The sequence below is a fragment of the Bacillus sp. FSL K6-3312 genome (genome assembly GCF_038007485.1).
Taxonomy (GTDB): domain Bacteria; phylum Bacillota; class Bacilli; order Bacillales; family Bacillaceae; genus Bacillus; species Bacillus pumilus.
On record NZ_JBBOXI010000001.1, the window covers coordinates 916,892 to 933,743 of the forward strand.

At 43.0% G+C, this 16,852-nt stretch carries 15 protein-coding genes, 1 rRNA gene and 1 pseudogene; 14 read left to right on the top strand and 3 right to left on the bottom strand.

Annotation, left to right across the window (positions count from 1 at the left end; all coding sequences use genetic code 11):
• The first annotated feature begins 22 nt into the window (after window positions 1-22).
• The 10 genes and pseudogenes from fabL (at window position 23) to MHI11_RS04415 (ending at window position 9,563) form a co-directional block, all read left to right on the top strand.
• Entirely contained in the window at window positions 23-775 is a 753-nt protein-coding gene (gene fabL / locus MHI11_RS04370) for an enoyl-[acyl-carrier-protein] reductase FabL (RefSeq protein WP_024425211.1), read from the top strand.
• Window positions 776-849: 74 nt separating this feature from the next.
• A pseudogene (locus MHI11_RS04375) lies at window positions 850-996 on the top strand (gamma-type small acid-soluble spore protein); the annotation flags it as partial.
• 173 nt (window positions 997-1,169) lie between these two features.
• On the top strand, window positions 1,170-1,430 hold the full coding sequence (locus MHI11_RS04380) for a YgaB family protein (protein ID WP_003217867.1): 261 nt from the start codon (window positions 1,170-1,172) through the stop codon (window positions 1,428-1,430).
• A 147-nt stretch (window positions 1,431-1,577) separates the two neighbouring features.
• Complete coding sequence (gene ntdP, locus MHI11_RS04385; RefSeq protein ID WP_003217818.1) at window positions 1,578-2,108, top strand: nucleoside tri-diphosphate phosphatase; 531 nt, start codon at window positions 1,578-1,580, stop codon at window positions 2,106-2,108.
• 95 nt (window positions 2,109-2,203) lie between these two features.
• On the top strand, window positions 2,204-3,946 hold the full coding sequence (locus MHI11_RS04390; RefSeq protein ID WP_226804818.1) for an ABC transporter ATP-binding protein: 1,743 nt from the start codon (window positions 2,204-2,206) through the stop codon (window positions 3,944-3,946).
• Between the two features lie 112 nt (window positions 3,947-4,058).
• A complete protein-coding gene (locus MHI11_RS04395) occupies window positions 4,059-5,081 on the top strand; it encodes an ABC transporter ATP-binding protein (protein WP_340960524.1) in 1,023 nt (340 codons plus the stop codon).
• On the top strand, window positions 5,050-6,027 hold the full coding sequence (locus MHI11_RS04400) for an ABC transporter ATP-binding protein (protein ID WP_106066790.1): 978 nt from the start codon (window positions 5,050-5,052) through the stop codon (window positions 6,025-6,027). Before MHI11_RS04395 ends, MHI11_RS04400 begins: the two co-directional genes overlap by 32 nt.
• Window positions 6,002-7,588 carry an ABC transporter substrate-binding protein gene (locus MHI11_RS04405; protein WP_340909578.1) on the top strand — a complete coding sequence of 529 codons (1,587 nt, stop codon included), beginning with the start codon at window positions 6,002-6,004 and terminating at the stop codon, window positions 7,586-7,588. The genes MHI11_RS04400 and MHI11_RS04405 overlap by 26 nt, the downstream gene beginning before the upstream one ends.
• Before the next feature lie 59 nt (window positions 7,589-7,647).
• Entirely contained in the window at window positions 7,648-8,649 is a 1,002-nt protein-coding gene (locus tag MHI11_RS04410) for an ABC transporter permease (RefSeq protein WP_340960525.1), read from the top strand.
• A 17-nt stretch (window positions 8,650-8,666) separates the two neighbouring features.
• On the top strand, window positions 8,667-9,563 hold the full coding sequence (locus tag MHI11_RS04415; RefSeq protein WP_044139668.1) for an ABC transporter permease: 897 nt from the start codon (window positions 8,667-8,669) through the stop codon (window positions 9,561-9,563).
• Between the two features lie 31 nt (window positions 9,564-9,594).
• Here MHI11_RS04415 and MHI11_RS04420 read toward each other — a convergent pair whose 3' ends face one another.
• Both MHI11_RS04420 and MHI11_RS04425 read right to left on the bottom strand, forming a co-directional pair.
• Window positions 9,595-10,668, bottom strand: coding sequence for an FUSC family protein (locus tag MHI11_RS04420; RefSeq protein ID WP_044139667.1), 1,074 nt, complete (start codon window positions 10,666-10,668; stop codon window positions 9,595-9,597).
• A gap of 246 nt (window positions 10,669-10,914) precedes the next feature.
• Window positions 10,915-12,210, bottom strand: a complete 1,296-nt coding sequence (locus MHI11_RS04425) for a glutamate-1-semialdehyde 2,1-aminomutase (RefSeq protein WP_340960526.1) — start codon at window positions 12,208-12,210, stop codon at window positions 10,915-10,917.
• Between the two features lie 128 nt (window positions 12,211-12,338).
• Between MHI11_RS04425 and bcp the strand changes: the two genes are divergently transcribed.
• Both bcp and perR read left to right on the top strand, forming a co-directional pair.
• On the top strand, window positions 12,339-12,806 hold the full coding sequence (gene bcp / locus MHI11_RS04430) for a thioredoxin-dependent thiol peroxidase (protein WP_065097425.1): 468 nt from the start codon (window positions 12,339-12,341) through the stop codon (window positions 12,804-12,806).
• A gap of 158 nt (window positions 12,807-12,964) precedes the next feature.
• A complete protein-coding gene (gene perR / locus MHI11_RS04435) occupies window positions 12,965-13,402 on the top strand; it encodes a peroxide-responsive transcriptional repressor PerR (RefSeq protein WP_012009347.1) in 438 nt (145 codons plus the stop codon).
• 34 nt (window positions 13,403-13,436) lie between these two features.
• On the opposite strand, the gene MHI11_RS04440 is transcribed toward perR, so the two are convergent.
• A complete protein-coding gene (locus MHI11_RS04440) occupies window positions 13,437-13,784 on the bottom strand; it encodes a YgzB family protein (RefSeq protein WP_003217804.1) in 348 nt (115 codons plus the stop codon).
• Between the two features lie 189 nt (window positions 13,785-13,973).
• On the opposite strand from MHI11_RS04440, the gene MHI11_RS04445 reads away from it, so the two are divergent.
• Window positions 13,974-14,852: a nucleotidyltransferase-like protein gene (locus MHI11_RS04445; RefSeq protein ID WP_065097424.1), complete on the top strand. Its 879-nt coding sequence runs from the start codon at window positions 13,974-13,976 to the stop codon at window positions 14,850-14,852.
• 318 nt (window positions 14,853-15,170) lie between these two features.
• Window positions 15,171-16,719 (top strand): 16S ribosomal RNA (locus tag MHI11_RS04450).
• Window positions 16,720-16,852 lie beyond the last annotated feature (133 nt).

Sequence of the window (16,852 nt, forward strand, 5' to 3'; positions counted from 1 at the left end):
TCAAATCAGGAGATGAACCATAATGAGTCAACGTAAATGTGCATTAATTACAGGCAGCAGTAGAGGTGTAGGGAAAGAAGTAGCCCTTCGTCTAGCTGAAAAAGGATATGACATTGTCATTAACTATGCGAGAAGCAAAAAAGCCGCACTTGAAACAGCGGAAGAAATTGAAGCGATGGGTGTGAAAACATTGGTTGTCAAAGCCAACGTAGGTCAGCCAGAGAAAATCAAAGATATGTTTCAGCAAATCGACGAAACCTTTGGCCGTTTAGATGTATTTGTGAATAATGCGGCATCTGGTGTTCAGCGTCCAATCATGGACCTTGAAGAAAATCATTGGGACTGGACGATGAATATCAATGCGAAAGCTTTGTTATTCTGCGGACAAGAAGCGGCGAAATTAATGGAGAAAAACGGCGGCGGACATATCGTCAGCATTAGCTCACTGGGCTCCATCCGCTACCTTGAAAATTACACAGTAGTCGGCGTATCAAAAGCAGCATTAGAAGCGTTGACGCGTTATCTATCTGTTGAGCTGTCACAAAAAAATATCGTCGTGAATGCCGTATCTGGCGGCGCGATCGATACAGATGCACTTAAGCACTTCCCGAACCGAGAAGAGCTTTTAGAAGACGCCAAGAAAAATACACCAGCTGGCCGAATGGTGGAAATTAAAGACATGGTCGACAGCGTCGAATTCCTTGTATCAGGCAAAGCAGACATGATTAGAGGACAAACCATCATTGTAGATGGCGGACGTTCTTTGCTTGTTTAAAAAATCATGAATAGGAAGTACACCTTCTGCACAAATTAATGTGCGTGGAGGTGATAATGATGGATAAACAACAAAACAAAACAAACGCACAACAAGTGAAAAAACAAAACCAAGCTTCTGCTCAAGGTCAATATGGTACTGAATTTGCTAGCGAGACTGACGCACAGCAAGTAAAAAAATACAACCAAAAAGCTGAGCAAAACAAACAACAAAACAGCTAATCACTGAAACAGAGGGAAGCACTTCATCTACGAATGAAGTGCTTTTCTTTTTGCCCCTCCCACCATCCGACAAAACCTGTAAAGCCTCTACATAAACAGTCAAAGGATTTCTGCAATCTTTCAAGAAATGGTATACAGACAAAAAGTGGATGGGAATAAAAGGGAGGAGTTAGATGTCTGATTTCGATCAGCTTGTAAAAGAACAAATGCAGCTCATGGATCAACTACTCAATGTACAGGGAGAACTCGATCTATGCTTAGAAACAGAAAAACAATTGCTGCAAGATGAAAAAAAAGAAGAGTGGACCAGGATTCATGATCAAATCAAACAGAAACGTAAGGAACTGCAAAAAATCCAAACCTTGTTTACAAAACAGACAGAAGAGGTCATCAATTCATATAAGCAGATGGAAAAGAGTTCAACCGTGATGTAAGACAGTGTGCCGTTCAATTGGGTTGAATGGCTTTTTCATTTCATTTTTTAATGATGTAACGGTATAATATGATAGAGACATGTTTAGTTGGGAAATTAGGTCTTTGGACTGTTAGGTTTGTTTGTTATAGAAAGTAGGGGAGAAAATATGGGCTATCCCAAGGAAGGAGAAAGCATCCAAATTCAAAGCTATAAACACAATGGCTTGATCCACAGGATTTGGAATGAAACCACCATTCTGAAAGCAACGGAATTGTGTATCATTGGTGCAAACGACCGGACAATGGTGACTGAATCCGACGGCCGTACTTGGATGACGAGAGAACCGGCTATTTGCTATTTCCATGCAAAACAATGGTTTAATGTGATTGGGATGCTTAGAGATGATGGGGTATATTATTACTGCAACATCAGCTCTCCTTTTGCAACAGATGAAGAAGCAATTAAGTATATTGATTACGACTTAGATGTCAAAGTCTTTCCAGACATGACGTATAATATTTTGGATGAGGATGAATATGCAGATCATAAGAGGCAGATGAATTATCCAAAGGAAATTGATAGTATCTTAAGAGAGCATCTGAATACATTATTGCATTGGATTCACCAGCGGAAAGGTCCGTTTGCTCCTGAATTTGTGGATATGTGGTATGAACGTTTTTTACATTATACAAAATAAGCAAGAGCATCAAAAAACCTGTTTGGCTTTTTAGGCTAACAGGTTTTTGATTGCGTACGGATAAGAGGCACTGATAGATTGGGAAGGAGATTTACATGGGGGTCATTAAACGCTACATGGCTTTTGTTACACCGTATAAAAAACAGATTGCATTGACAATGGTCATCGGGATGATCAAGTTCTCGATTCCCTTAACATTGCCTCTGCTTTTAAAGTATGTCATTGATGATGTCATTCAAGGCTCGGGGTCGGCTGAAGAAAAGACATCATCTCTACTGATCATTATGGGAATCATGCTCGCATTATTTTTAGTGATGAGGCCGCCTGTTGAATACTATAGACAATACTATGCGCAGTGGACAGGCAGTAAAGTATTATTTGATATTCGAGAAAAGCTGTTTTCGCATATTCAAAAGCTCAGCCTTCGTTATTATGCCAACACGAGAACAGGAGAAATCATTTCTAGAGTCATCAATGATGTGGAGCAGACAAAAGAGTTTGTTATCACAGGTCTTATGAACATTTGGCTAGATTTGATGACCGTGCTGATCGTGATCGCCATTATGTGTACACTGGACATCAAGCTCACCATCGTGTCTGTCATTATTTTTCCGTTATATGCGTTTGCAGTGAAGTATTTTTACGGAAGGCTCCGCAAGCTGACAAAAGAGCGGTCACAGGCGCTGGCTGAAGTGCAAGGGCATCTACACGAGCGGGTACAAGGAATGCCAGTCATTCGGAGCTTTGCCATTGAAGAATATGAACAAGAGAATTTTCATGATGAAAACAAAAATTTCTTAAACAAAGCGATCAACCATACGAATTGGAACGCCAAAACATTTGCCGTCGTCAATACCATCACTGATATTGCACCGCTATTGATCATTGCATTTGCTGGCTACACCGTCATTAATGGATCACTTTCGATCGGGACTATGATTGCCTTTGTCGGTTATATTGACCGGATGTACAACCCGATTCGCCGCCTCATAAACTCATCCACGACTCTAACTCAGTCAGTAGCGTCAATGGATCGTATCTTTGAATTTATTGATGAGCCATACGAGGTAACAGATCGGCCGAATGCGAAAGAAGCCGATCATTTAAAAGGAGAGGTCGAATTTAAAAATGTGTCGTTTCGTTATGAACACACGCAGGAAGAGATTCTCCGCAATATCTCCTTGAAAGTTGAAAAAGGACAAACGGTTGCGCTTGTAGGAATGAGCGGTGGAGGGAAGTCAACTCTCGTCAGCTTAATTCCAAGGTTTTATGATGTGACAAACGGATCACTTGAAATTGACGGCATCGATATAAAAGAGTACAGAGCAAGAAGCCTTCGAAATCAAGTCGGAATGGTGCTGCAGGATACATTCTTATTCAGTGACACGATTAAAGAAAATATTGCGGTTGGAGATCCAGAAGCCTCTTTTGAAAAAATCGTTTCGGCTGCAAAAGCGGCAAATGCCCATGATTTTATTATGTCTCTTCCTGAAGGATATGACACGAAGGTAGGAGAACGGGGCGTGAAGCTGTCAGGCGGTCAAAAACAGCGGATTTCCATTGCAAGGGTCTTTCTTAAAAATCCACCGCTGTTGATTTTAGATGAAGCAACGTCTGCACTAGATTTAGAAAGTGAACATTACATTCAAGAAGCGATGCAAAAGCTAGCAAAGGACCGCACAACCTTTATTGTCGCGCACCGCTTATCAACAATTACACATGCTGACCTCATTGTCGTCATGGAACAAGGCGAGATTGTGGAAAAAGGAACACACGAAGAATTAATGAACCGCGACAGCCACTATCGCCATCTATTTACCATTCAAACATTAAATTAGTAGAAGCCTATCCGATTCTAGCGGATAGGCTTTTTTATGCTTGTCAAAAACATGACATATTTCCCAGCTTGTCTCAATACAATTTTAAAAAGTATGACGGGGTGGTGAATATGTGAAAGAACAAGACGTGCTGCTAGATGTCAAACAGCTGTCCATTGCGTTTCAGCAAAAAAAGCAAAAAATACCCATCGTCCATCACATATCGTTCTCGATTCAAAAAGGAGAAACCTTAGGAATTGTTGGCGAATCTGGCTGCGGGAAAAGTATCACATCTATGTCATTAATGGGACTGAACCAGCAAACACATACAACGGGAGAGATCCAATTCGAAGGGCAAAACCTGCTGTCGCTTTCAGAAAAACAGTGGCGAGAAATAAGAGGAAATGATATTTCGATGATCTTCCAAGAACCAATGACCTCTCTGAACCCATTAATGACCATCGGCAAACAAATGACGGAAGCCCTTTTCACACATCAAGCAATCGGTCAAAAAAAAGCAAAAGCGAAGGCGGTTGATCTGCTTCAGACAGTCGGATTGAAGCAAGCCGAATCGTTGCTTAAAAAATACCCACATGAATTATCAGGTGGCATGCGTCAGCGTGTGATGATTGCGATGGCGATGCTTTGTCACCCAAAGCTCATGATCGCAGATGAACCAACAACTGCACTTGATGTGACCATCCAAGCGCAAATCCTTCGCCTGCTCAAAAAGCTGAATGAAGAGATGGACACCGCGATCTTATTTATTACCCATGATCTAGGCGTCGTGCGGCAAATATGCCAGCGAGTCATGATTATGTATGCCGGTCGAATCGTAGAAGAAGGAACCGTTGACCGTATTTTTCAAAAACCTCTGCATCCCTACACAAAAGGTCTTTTCGCCTCAGTTCCATCGTTTAAAGAGAAAAAAGAAAAGCTCATCTCTATTGCAGGTCATGTGCCAAAGCCGGGGACCATTCGATCCGGCTGTCAATTTGCCGCGCGCTGCCCTTATCAAATGGCGCAATGTCTTGAAGAAGATCCAGTTTTACAATCCATTGAACAGGATCACCGCGTGGCATGCTTTCTAATGGAAGGAGGAGAAGACACTGAGTCACCCACTCTTGCAAGTGAATCAGCTGACAAAACGGTATGACACAGCCGCTTTTTTTTCTAAAAAAAACCATTCGACTTTGGCTTTAAATCAAGTGTCCTTTCATGTGAAGGAGGGGGAAACGCTTGGCATTGTTGGTGAATCGGGCTGCGGGAAATCAACACTTGGCAAAAGCTTAATGAGATTGACTGAACCGACGTCAGGCTCTATTCAACTGAAAGGACAAGAGGTCACTCTTTTGAAAGAAAGAGAGATGCGTTCTTTAAGAAAAGACATTCAAATGATTTTCCAAGATCCATACGCTTCTTTAAATCCACGAATGAAAATCAAAGATATTTTAGAGGAACCGCTCATTGTCCATCGACATGGAAAGAAAGCAGAAAGACGGAAGCGGGTAAAAGAGATGTTGCATATTGTCGGATTTGACCCTTCCTACGGAGAACGTTATGCGCACCAATTCAGCGGCGGACAAAGGCAGCGTATTGGTATCGCTAGAGCACTCATTACCCATCCAAGTCTTGTCATTGCCGATGAACCCGTTTCGGCTTTAGATGTATCCGTTCAAGCGCAAATTTTGAATTTGATGCTTGAATTGCAAAAGACGCTTTCTCTAACGTATCTATTTATTTCTCACGATCTTGGTGTTGTCAGATATATGAGCGACCGAATCGCAGTCATGTATGCTGGCCGGATTGTCGAAGTGGGGCCTGCCGAAGACGTATTTCACAGCCCGCTTCATCCTTATACATCGCTGCTTCTGAAATCCATCCCACATATGGATCACGTGCTAGAGACGCAAGATGTGTCGGCAGAAGAGTCTGCCATGACACCAAGCGGCGGATGTCCTTTCTACAAAAGGTGTCCAAAAAGGTGGGAGAAATGCTTAAAAGCAGTACCTGCTTTGTATGAGGAGGAACCGGGGCACGCAGCGGCGTGTTATTTATATCAAAAGGAGGAACACAATGAAGAAGACATGGTTGTTCAGTAGTTTCATTTTTGTGCTGGCGCTTGCACTGTTTTTGGGGGGATGCTCGTCCGCACCGTCATCAGAAGAAAAAGCAACAAAAGATACCCTCGTATTTGGCAGAGGAGGAGACTCCACTTCACTTGATCCAATCACAACAACAGAAGGCGAAACCTTCAAGGTCACAGAGAATATGTTTGAAAAGCTGCTGAATTATGGTGAGAAAGACACGACCATCCATCCAGGTCTCGCAACAGACTGGGATGTTGCAAAGGACGGAAAATCATACACATTCTACTTAAGAGAAGGTGTGAAATTTCACGATGGCACAGACTTTAACGCAGAAGCAGTGAAATTCAACTTTGATCGTTGGATGAATGGCGATGCAGAAAAATTCCCTTACTACGGCATGTTTGGTGGCTATAAAAAAGATAAAGGACATGTGATTAAAGACATCATCGTCAAAGGTGAGCATGAAGTTGAATTTCAGCTAAAGCGCCCGCAGGCGACATTCCTTAAAAACATTGCCATGTCACCGTTTGGCATTGCGAGTCCTGCGGCTGTTGAAAAAAGCGGCGATTCCTTTCGCGAGAATCCAGTAGGAACAGGACCATTCAAATTTAAAGAGTGGAAACAAAACGACCGTATCGTGTTAGAAAAGAACGAAGATTACTGGCAGAAGGATAAACCAAAACTGAATCAAATCATCTTCCGCTCGATTCCAGAAAACTCGGCTCGTTTAAATGCCTTGAAAACAGGCGAGATCGATTTGATGGATGGCGTGAATCCGTCAGATTTAGATGGCATTAAAACGGATAAAGCCCTCCAGCTCATTGAAAGACCATCAATGAATGTAGGTTATATCGGACTGACCGTTACAAGAAAGCCGCTTGATAACAAGCTCGTTCGTCAAGCGCTCAATTACGCGGTCGATAAAGAATCCATTATTAAGTCATTTTATGGCGGGCTTGCCGAGCCAGCAAAAAACCCTCTTCCGCCAGCTTTGGAAGGCTACAATGACGACATTGATCCATATCCGTATGATCCTGAAAAAGCGAAGGAACTTTTAAAAGAAGCGGGTTTTCCTGACGGCTTTCGCATCAAGCTTTGGGCGATGCCTGTACCGCGTCCATATATGCCAGATGGGATGAAGGTAGCAGAAGTCATTCAATCAAACTTTGAAAAGGTCGGAGTCAAAGCAGAAATTGTGACTTACGACTGGGCGACCTATTTAGATAAGGCAAGTAAAGGGGAGGCTGATGTGTTCTTATTAGGCTGGACAGGGGACAATGGCGATCCTGATAATTTCATCTACACACTTTTGGACAAAGACAGCATTGGCGGCAACAACTATACATTCTTCGAAAACGATAAAATGCACGACATCCTCATTGAAGCACAAACAGACACAGATCAAAAGAAACGAAATGAGCTATATAAAAAAGCACAAGAAATCATTCATGATGAAGCACCTTGGATTCCATTGGTGCATTCCATCCCAATGCTTGCAGCATCTAGTGATTTAAAAGGCTACCAGCCGCATCCAACTGGTTCAGAAGCTTTGACTGACGTGTATTTCGAATAAGCAAATAAGGGAGATCTGTATCTCCCTTATTCAAACAAAGAAAAGGCGGTGAAAGCTGTTTGTTTGCTTATTGTATGAAGCGGGCAGGAATGCTCATCCCAGTATTGATCGGAATGACATTGGTCGTGTTTTCAATTATACGGTTTATTCCAGGGAACCCAGCACAGGTCATCTTAGGACAGCGGGCAACGAAAGAAGCAGTAGAACAGTTAACCATCCAGCTCGGTTTAAACCAGCCTTGGTATGTTCAATACGGACATTACATGCTGGGCCTTTTAAAAGGAGATCTAGGGACTTCGATACGAACAGGAGCGGCTATTGCCCAGGAAATGAAGCCGTACTTATTTGCGACGTTAGAATTGACCTTTTTTTCCATGGTGTTGGCGATTGTTGTGGGGGTAAATGCTGGAATCATCAGTGCTTGGTTTAAACATTCTTTCTTTGATTATGTCGCGATGTTTGTTGCACTCATTGGAGTGTCCATGCCGATTTTCTGGTTAGGCTTAATGGGGCAGTGGCTGTTCTCGATTGAATTAGGTATTTTACCGACAACGGGACGTGAAAATGTAAGAAATCCAGTGGAATCAATCACCTATATTCATACGCTGGACACGCTTTTGCAAGGCCGGTTTGATCAATTCACTGACAGCATCAAGCATTTGATCTTACCGAGTACAGCACTTGCTACAATCCCTGCTGCGATTATTGCGAGGATAACAAGGGCAAGTATGCTGGAAGTGCTTCATTCAGATTTTATTCGAACAGCAAAAGCAAAAGGGGTACGTTCATTTTTCATCATTTATCAGCATGGGTTGAAAAATGCGCTTATTCCGATCTTGACGATTATTGGTCTTCAGACAGGTCTCTTGCTTGGCGGTGCGATTTTAACAGAGACCATTTTTGCATGGCCGGGCATTGGGCGGTATATATATGACGCCATCAGCTATCGTGATTACCCAGTCATTCAAACAGGCATTCTCGTCGTTGCGCTCATATTTGTCCTGATCAATTTCATTGTGGACATCTTGTATGCGGTCATTGATCCAAGGATTAAATATTAGGGAGGGAGAGTGATAACATGGAAGCGCTAAAAGAGCTTGAACCACCTAAGCCAAAAGAAGAACGCTCTCAATCATTGATTCTTGAATCGATGAAGCTGTTCTTTCAGCACAAGCTGGCGGTCATTGGCAGTGTGATTGTCTTTTTATTTCTCATCTTAGCGATATTTGCACCGCTCATTGCTCCTTTTGGAATCAATGAACAATCTCTCGGTGAGCGATTTAGTGCGCCATCAGCTGCGCACTGGTTTGGTACAGATGATTTCGGCAGAGATATATTCTCAAGAGTTGTGCATGGCGCGCGGATTTCCTTATGGGTTGGTTTTTTCTCGGTTCTCGGGTCTGTCATTTTAGGCACACTGCTTGGATTAATTGCAGGCTATGGCGGAAGAGTGCTAGATGCTGTGATCTCGAGAGTGTTTGATATTTTACTCGCTTTTCCTAGTATTCTACTAGCGATTGCGATCGTCTCCATCTTAGGTCCCTCTTTACAAAATGCCCTTATTGCCATTGCGATTATTAATGTCCCAACCTTTGGACGACTCGTTCGTTCAAAAGTGCTGAGTATTAAACAAGAAGAATACGTGCTAGCAGCAAAGGCGATTGGGATGTCACACCGCCGTATCGTGCTGCGTCACATTCTGCCAAACAGTATGGTGCCGGTCATCGTACAGGCGACGCTTGCAATCGGAACAGCGATTATCGAGGCAGCGGCTTTAGGTTTTTTAGGATTAGGTGCACAGGCACCAAGCCCAGAGTGGGGGAAAATGCTCGCCGATGCGAGACCTTATCTCGTTCAAGCCCCTTGGACATTAATTTTCCCAGGTGTAGCGATCATGCTGACAGTTTTGGGTTTTAACCTGATGGGAGATGGATTAAGAGACACACTGGATCCTAAAATGAAGAAAATCAAATAAGACCAATTCTAGGAATTGGTCTTTTCTCAGTTTATGCTTCTTTTTCTTCTGTCTCAATTTCACTGTCTTTTGGGTGATACGTCTGGAAGCTTGTAATCAATGTATCTAAATGCTCTAGTTCATCACGGTATTCGATGATGCTGGACATGACATTTAGCATATTGTAATCGAGCAAGTCGTTTTCTTGGTTTTGCTGATGCTGGAGAAATGATTTCGTTAACGTTTCAAGGCGAAGAGAGCATTCATTTTGAAATTCATCGTCCTGCGGTTTCATTTTACCGACGAATTTCATCAAGGTGCGCTCATGCCAATACAGTAAGTAATCAATTTCATCTGTTAAGCTTTCCTTGAAATGCTCTGGCATCAAATGAATTTCATTTTCTAATTTATGAAGCTTTTTCAGCAAGTACAGGGCACGATTCGATGTCATAATGGCCTGTCTGAATAAAACGAGCTTTCTTGATTTTACATAGGTTGTTTTCTTTAAATAGCTTCGTTCCTCTTTGTATAACAAGTAAATGTGATCTAATTTGATCATGCGTTCTTTTATTTGATCGATGTCATCTTTTAAAATGGAATGATCAGTAGACTGTCTGGAGCTCAGACGGATCCATTTTAAAATCTCCTCCGTATTTTCCATAATGTGATGAACAAGCTTTGTTTCATACTTTGGCGGCAGGAAGATTAAATTCACTAAAAATGAAGAAAGAACTCCTAACACCACAGTAGCTGTTCGAATTAAGGCAAAGGAAAGGAAATGATCCCCTGCACTTTCTAAAATCGCAATGACGGTTACAAGTGCAATTGGAATCGTGTGTTCAATCTTCAGCTTTAAATTAATGGCAATGACCATGACGGCGGTTAAACCGATAATGACTGGTCCAGTACCAAAAAGCAGGCCGAACGTAATGGCAAGTGCTGCTCCAATAATATTGGCTTGCACTTGATCAACAATCGTTAAAAAAGATCGATAAATAGATGGCTGGATAGCAAATACAGCTGCAATTCCCGCGAAGACGGGCGTTGGCAACCCAAGCCATGTTGCCAGGTAAAGCGCGAGTACAATGGCAATACCAGTTTTTAAAATACGGGCTCCAAGTTTCATTGGTTTTGTCCCTGCATTCCTTTCTTTTAGATAATAGATGATCACTCGTCATTTATTATAAATATTTTGATGAACAACTAAGTAATATACAGCGGTCTTCCGAAATATTCAAGTGATTTTTGAAAGTTCATGAAAACATCAAAAGAAGGTATTGAGAAGAAATGTAACAGATTCACACGCTTTTGACAAACAAGAGCTGATAAATAAAAAAACAGGCGCATTTTTTTACGCCTGTTTTTGACCCTATTATGATTGTTTCAACTGTTCAAACGCATGATCTACTGCTTGCAGCGTCTCAGAAATATCTTTTTCAGTATGTGCGATCGTTAAGAACCAAGCTTCATATTTAGAAGGAGCGAGGTTAATCCCTTGCGAAAGCATTAATTTAAAGAAGCGGGCGAACATTTCGCCATCCGTATTTTCAGCCTGTTCATAGTTCACAATGGTTTCTTTTGTGAAATAGATCGTGAGAGCCCCTTTTAAGCGGTTCACTGTAATATCTACTTGATGTTTTTTTGCATGGGCTAAAATGCCTTCTTCTAGCATAGCGCCAAGCTGATCAAGACGCTCGTAAACACCATCTTGTTTTAACACTTCCAAGCAGGCAATACCAGAAAGAATGGATGCGGGATTTCCTGCCATCGTGCCAGCTTGATAGGCTGGTCCAAGAGGAGCGACTTGCTCCATAATTTCTTTTTTACCGCCATAAGCACCGATCGGAAGTCCGCCGCCAATGATTTTTCCTAATGCAGTGAGGTCAGGTTTTACTTGGAGCAAGTCCTGTGCGCCTCCGTACATAAAGCGGAAAGCTGTAATCACTTCATCGTAGATCACAAGTGCGCCCTTTTCATGAGTGAGGTCATTGACCTGCTGCAGGAAACCGTCCTTAGGCTCCACGATGCCGAAGTTCCCGACAATTGGCTCGACAAGGACAGCTGCGACTTCATCGCCCCATCGATCCAATGCTTCTTTGTAGCTGTCAATATCATTAAATGGAACGGTGATCACTTCATTGGCGATGCTCTTTGGAACGCCCGCTGAATCAGGGGTTCCTAAAGTGGAAGGACCAGAGCCAGCTGCCACAAGTACAAGATCAGAGTGACCGTGATAACATCCAGCAAACTTTATGATCTTTGTTCTGCCTGTATATGCACGTGCGACACGAATCGTTGTCATCACCGCTTCAGTACCTGAATTGACAAAGCGAACTTTGTCCAAAGCAGGCATGGCTTCCTTCAGCATTTTAGCAAAAGTGACTTCATGCTTCGTTGGCGTTCCGAAAAGGACACCTGATTCAGCCGCTTTTGTAATCGCTTTTGTAATATGAGGGTGGGCATGTCCTGTAATAATTGGGCCGTATGCTGCTAGATAATCGATATAGCGATTTCCGTCAACATCCCAAAAATAAGCGCCTTCTCCTTTTTCCATAGCCACGGGTGAGCCGCCGCCTACTGCCTTATATGAACGAGAGGGGCTGTTGACACCTCCAACAATATGCTCCAGCGCCTCTTGATGTAATTTTTCTGATTCTGTGAATTTCATAAATAGCCTCCTATCTCAACGTATCACGTCGTCTATCATTATTTTAACATGCCAATGCAAGCGTCCTTAGTTGAATATCCTCTCAAAATTGGATAGGCTATTTAAAAATAGGTTGGAGGGATTGTGTTATGACAATCGAAGTAGGCCAGCAAGTACCTGAAATTGAATTAACCGGTGACAACGGGGAGAAAGTAAAGCTTTCTGACTTTAAAGGAAAACATATTGTCCTTTATTTCTATCCAAAAGATATGACACCCGGCTGTACAACAGAAGCATGTGATTTCCGAGATCGCCATCAAAGCTTTGCAGAATTAGATGCTGTCATTATTGGCGTAAGCCCAGACAGTCAGGACAAGCATCAGAAGTTTAAAGAAAAACATGATTTACCGTTCTTACTTCTTGTAGACGATGAACAGAAATTGTCTGAAGCCTTTGGAGTATGGAAGCTGAAAAAGAACTTTGGCAAAGAATACATGGGCGTCGAACGTTCAACGTTTCTTATTAATAAAGAAGGAACGCTTGTGAAAGAGTGGAGAAAAGTTAAGGTAAAAGACCACGTAGAAGAAGCGCTTGAGGAACTGAAAGCTCACGCTTAATATCATCACAGGATAGGACCGGCAGACATACCGGTCTTTTTTTGTGAAGAAGAATAGGTAAAAAAGAGGATTGTAATTGACAAAGATTCGGCTCTGGGGGTACACTATTTATAAAGATTATAATATAAGAATATTTTTGAAGAGAGGTGCATGATGAAATGGCTGCTCACGAACTAAAAGACGCTTTAGATGCTTTAAAAGAAACCGGTGTTCGAATTACTCCGCAGCGCCATGCCATCTTGGAGTTTCTCGTAAATTCTATGACTCACCCAACCGCGGACGATATATATAAAGCACTTGAAGGGAAATTTCCAAATATGAGTGTCGCAACGGTTTACAACAATTTACGAGTCTTCCGGGAATCTGGATTAGTAAAGGAATTAACGTACGGTGATTCCTCAAGCCGATTTGATTTTGCGACATCTGATCATTATCATGCGATTTGTGAAAACTGCGGAAAAATAGTGGACTTTCATTATCCTGGCCTTGATGAAGTTGAACAGCTTGCATCCCATGTGACGGGCTTTAAAGTCAGTCATCATCGCTTGGAGATCTATGGGACTTGTCAAGAATGTGCGAAAAAAGAAAATCATTAATGAAAAAGCTGACCGGTTAAATGGTCAGCTTTTTTTATGACTTTTTTCGATTGTAGGATTCATCAAACTCTTTGCCTTCCAATGCTGGATCGAGTGTAAGCGGCTCTCTGCAATGCATGCACATGTCCACCCGCCCAAGCACTTTTGTTTCCTTCTCACAGCCTGGACATACGACACGGACTGCCTTCGTAGAAAGCATACCGATCCAAAAGTAAACCACTGTACTCAATCCGATCGATAAGACGCCGAGCAGCATAAAGAAAGTCGACAGCCAAATCGATTCCTTGAAGAACACACCGATATACATGATCAGAAAGCCAACAAAAACCAAACTAAGTGCAAATGTTCTGATTTTATTAATCTTACTGGAGTATTTCGCCATCCCTAGCCCCCCTTGTCTCCAATATAGCACATTTTACCTTTCCGTTTGAATTAGTTATAGAGTTTTGTGAATAAATTGCTTATAATGATTCAATGATCTTTTTTCTTGAATTGAAGGAATTTTGATTCTATGAGGAGAAATACATAGCATTAGAGAAGAACTTTACACCCGAGTATTGGAGGAATCACTATGGAAAATCTTCTCCGTCCTATTTATCAAGAGAGAGCAAGCCACCCAGACACATTGGCTGTGATTATAGTAGAAAGAAGACACAAAGTATCTTCTGAGACGGATAACTTTGATGCAGCTCTTTTAGTCATTGTAAAAGAAGCGGAAGAGCCGTTATTTATCAAGCACTATGAATCCGATCACCAAACAGCTTCTTTAAATATTGTCACAGATGAGCAGTTGAAGGAATGGATTACCCTTGGCACAAACCGCCGAATCATTGATTGGATTTTGAATGGGAAAGTCCTATTTGATCGAAATGAATATATTTTCAATTTAATTGATGACCTGAGTACATTCCCATTTTCAAACCGCAAACTTAAAATCGGCTTAGAATACGGCAAGCTAATTCGCAGATATATAGAAGGAAAAGCATTTTTTGAGTCAAATCAATTCCTTGATGCATATAATTCAATTGTGCATGCTCTGCATCATTTGGCACGTATTGAAGTGATCGATAAAGGTTTCCACCCAGAAGTGACAGTTTGGAATCAGGTGCGTCATATGGAACCGGAAGTATATAAACTTTATTCAGAACTCATTGAAAGCCACGAAAGCCTTCATAAGCGTTTGGAACTTTTATTTTTAGCAAATGACTTTTTGATCCATTCAAAAGCAGAAATTGGCGCCGCTCATTTGCGTCATGTCATGGAACAGCAAGATATATGGCTTTTTGGCGAGCTTCTCGCGCATCCTGACCTCAAGTATTTCACGCCTGACCTTAGCGTCATGATTGATTTCTTTGTGGAAAAAGGAATTGTTCAAGTGGAGCCGATTGAGACAAAGGGACAAAAAATCTATCATCGAGGATATTTTGTGAAAAAAGATATTGACGCCTGAATATTATGATGGTATATTATTATACGTCGCTAACGAGCAACCAAGTTGCTTTGAAAGAAAAGCTGACAAAAAGAAATTCTGAAAAACACTTGACGCACACAGCGTCGAAATGTTATATTGAGAAAGTCGCCTCTGAGAGACGACGAAGATGATCTTTGAAAACTAAACAAGACAAAACGTACCTGTTAATTCGAGTTTTTATAAAAAAATCCTATGATATATCATAGGTAGTCAGTCAAACGCTGACGAGGCAGGAAATGATCACATGCTAAGTTCGCTACATCGTGTAGCAACGCATGTGTGATATGCATCCTGCATACCTCGGAGAGTTTGATCCTGGCTCAGGACGAACGCTGGCGGCGTGCCTAATACATGCAAGTCGAGCGAACAGAAGGGAGCTTGCTCCCGGATGTTAGCGGCGGACGGGTGAGTAACACGTGGGTAACCTGCCTGTAAGACTGGGATAACTCCGGGAAACCGGAGCTAATACCGGATAGTTCCTTGAACCGCATGGTTCAAGGATGAAAGACGGTTTCGGCTGTCACTTACAGATGGACCCGCGGCGCATTAGCTAGTTGGTGGGGTAATGGCTCACCAAGGCGACGATGCGTAGCCGACCTGAGAGGGTGATCGGCCACACTGGGACTGAGACACGGCCCAGACTCCTACGGGAGGCAGCAGTAGGGAATCTTCCGCAATGGACGAAAGTCTGACGGAGCAACGCCGCGTGAGTGATGAAGGTTTTCGGATCGTAAAGCTCTGTTGTTAGGGAAGAACAAGTGCGAGAGTAACTGCTCGCACCTTGACGGTACCTAACCAGAAAGCCACGGCTAACTACGTGCCAGCAGCCGCGGTAATACGTAGGTGGCAAGCGTTGTCCGGAATTATTGGGCGTAAAGGGCTCGCAGGCGGTTTCTTAAGTCTGATGTGAAAGCCCCCGGCTCAACCGGGGAGGGTCATTGGAAACTGGGAAACTTGAGTGCAGAAGAGGAGAGTGGAATTCCACGTGTAGCGGTGAAATGCGTAGAGATGTGGAGGAACACCAGTGGCGAAGGCGACTCTCTGGTCTGTAACTGACGCTGAGGAGCGAAAGCGTGGGGAGCGAACAGGATTAGATACCCTGGTAGTCCACGCCGTAAACGATGAGTGCTAAGTGTTAGGGGGTTTCCGCCCCTTAGTGCTGCAGCTAACGCATTAAGCACTCCGCCTGGGGAGTACGGTCGCAAGACTGAAACTCAAAGGAATTGACGGGGGCCCGCACAAGCGGTGGAGCATGTGGTTTAATTCGAAGCAACGCGAAGAACCTTACCAGGTCTTGACATCCTCTGACAACCCTAGAGATAGGGCTTTCCCTTCGGGGACAGAGTGACAGGTGGTGCATGGTTGTCGTCAGCTCGTGTCGTGAGATGTTGGGTTAAGTCCCGCAACGAGCGCAACCCTTGATCTTAGTTGCCAGCATTTAGTTGGGCACTCTAAGGTGACTGCCGGTGACAAACCGGAGGAAGGTGGGGATGACGTCAAATCATCATGCCCCTTATGACCTGGGCTACACACGTGCTACAATGGACAGAACAAAGGGCTGCGAGACCGCAAGGTTTAGCCAATCCCATAAATCTGTTCTCAGTTCGGATCGCAGTCTGCAACTCGACTGCGTGAAGCTGGAATCGCTAGTAATCGCGGATCAGCATGCCGCGGTGAATACGTTCCCGGGCCTTGTACACACCGCCCGTCACACCACGAGAGTTTGTAACACCCGAAGTCGGTGAGGTAACCTTTATGGAGCCAGCCGCCGAAGGTGGGACAGATGATTGGGGTGAAGTCGTAACAAGGTAGCCGTATCGGAAGGTGCGGCTGGATCACCTCCTTTCTAAGGATATATGGAGCAGTGTGCGTTTTCGTCTTGTTTAGTTTTGAAGGATCATTCCTTCAAGACATGTCTCTAGCGAGACAGGATTGTTCTTTGAAAACTAGATAACAATAAGTAATACATTCACATTGAA

What these genes read in the sequence shown, in the direction of transcription:
- fabL (WP_024425211.1), top strand. Translation starts at nt 23, where the DNA reads ATGAGTCAACGTAAATGTGCATTAATTACAGGCAGCAGTAGAGGTGTA.
- MHI11_RS04380 (WP_003217867.1), top strand. Translation starts at nt 1,170, where the DNA reads ATGTCTGATTTCGATCAGCTTGTAAAAGAACAAATGCAGCTCATGGAT.
- ntdP (WP_003217818.1), top strand. Translation starts at nt 1,578, where the DNA reads ATGGGCTATCCCAAGGAAGGAGAAAGCATCCAAATTCAAAGCTATAAA.
- MHI11_RS04390 (WP_226804818.1), top strand. Translation starts at nt 2,204, where the DNA reads ATGGGGGTCATTAAACGCTACATGGCTTTTGTTACACCGTATAAAAAA.
- MHI11_RS04405 (WP_340909578.1), top strand. Translation starts at nt 6,002, where the DNA reads ATGAAGAAGACATGGTTGTTCAGTAGTTTCATTTTTGTGCTGGCGCTT.
- MHI11_RS04415 (WP_044139668.1), top strand. Translation starts at nt 8,667, where the DNA reads ATGGAAGCGCTAAAAGAGCTTGAACCACCTAAGCCAAAAGAAGAACGC.
- MHI11_RS04420 (WP_044139667.1), bottom strand. Translation starts at nt 10,668, where the DNA reads ATGAAACTTGGAGCCCGTATTTTAAAAACTGGTATTGCCATTGTACTC.
- MHI11_RS04425 (WP_340960526.1), bottom strand. Translation starts at nt 12,210, where the DNA reads ATGAAATTCACAGAATCAGAAAAATTACATCAAGAGGCGCTGGAGCAT.
- bcp (WP_065097425.1), top strand. Translation starts at nt 12,339, where the DNA reads ATGACAATCGAAGTAGGCCAGCAAGTACCTGAAATTGAATTAACCGGT.
- perR (WP_012009347.1), top strand. Translation starts at nt 12,965, where the DNA reads ATGGCTGCTCACGAACTAAAAGACGCTTTAGATGCTTTAAAAGAAACC.
- MHI11_RS04440 (WP_003217804.1), bottom strand. Translation starts at nt 13,784, where the DNA reads ATGGCGAAATACTCCAGTAAGATTAATAAAATCAGAACATTTGCACTT.
- MHI11_RS04445 (WP_065097424.1), top strand. Translation starts at nt 13,974, where the DNA reads ATGGAAAATCTTCTCCGTCCTATTTATCAAGAGAGAGCAAGCCACCCA.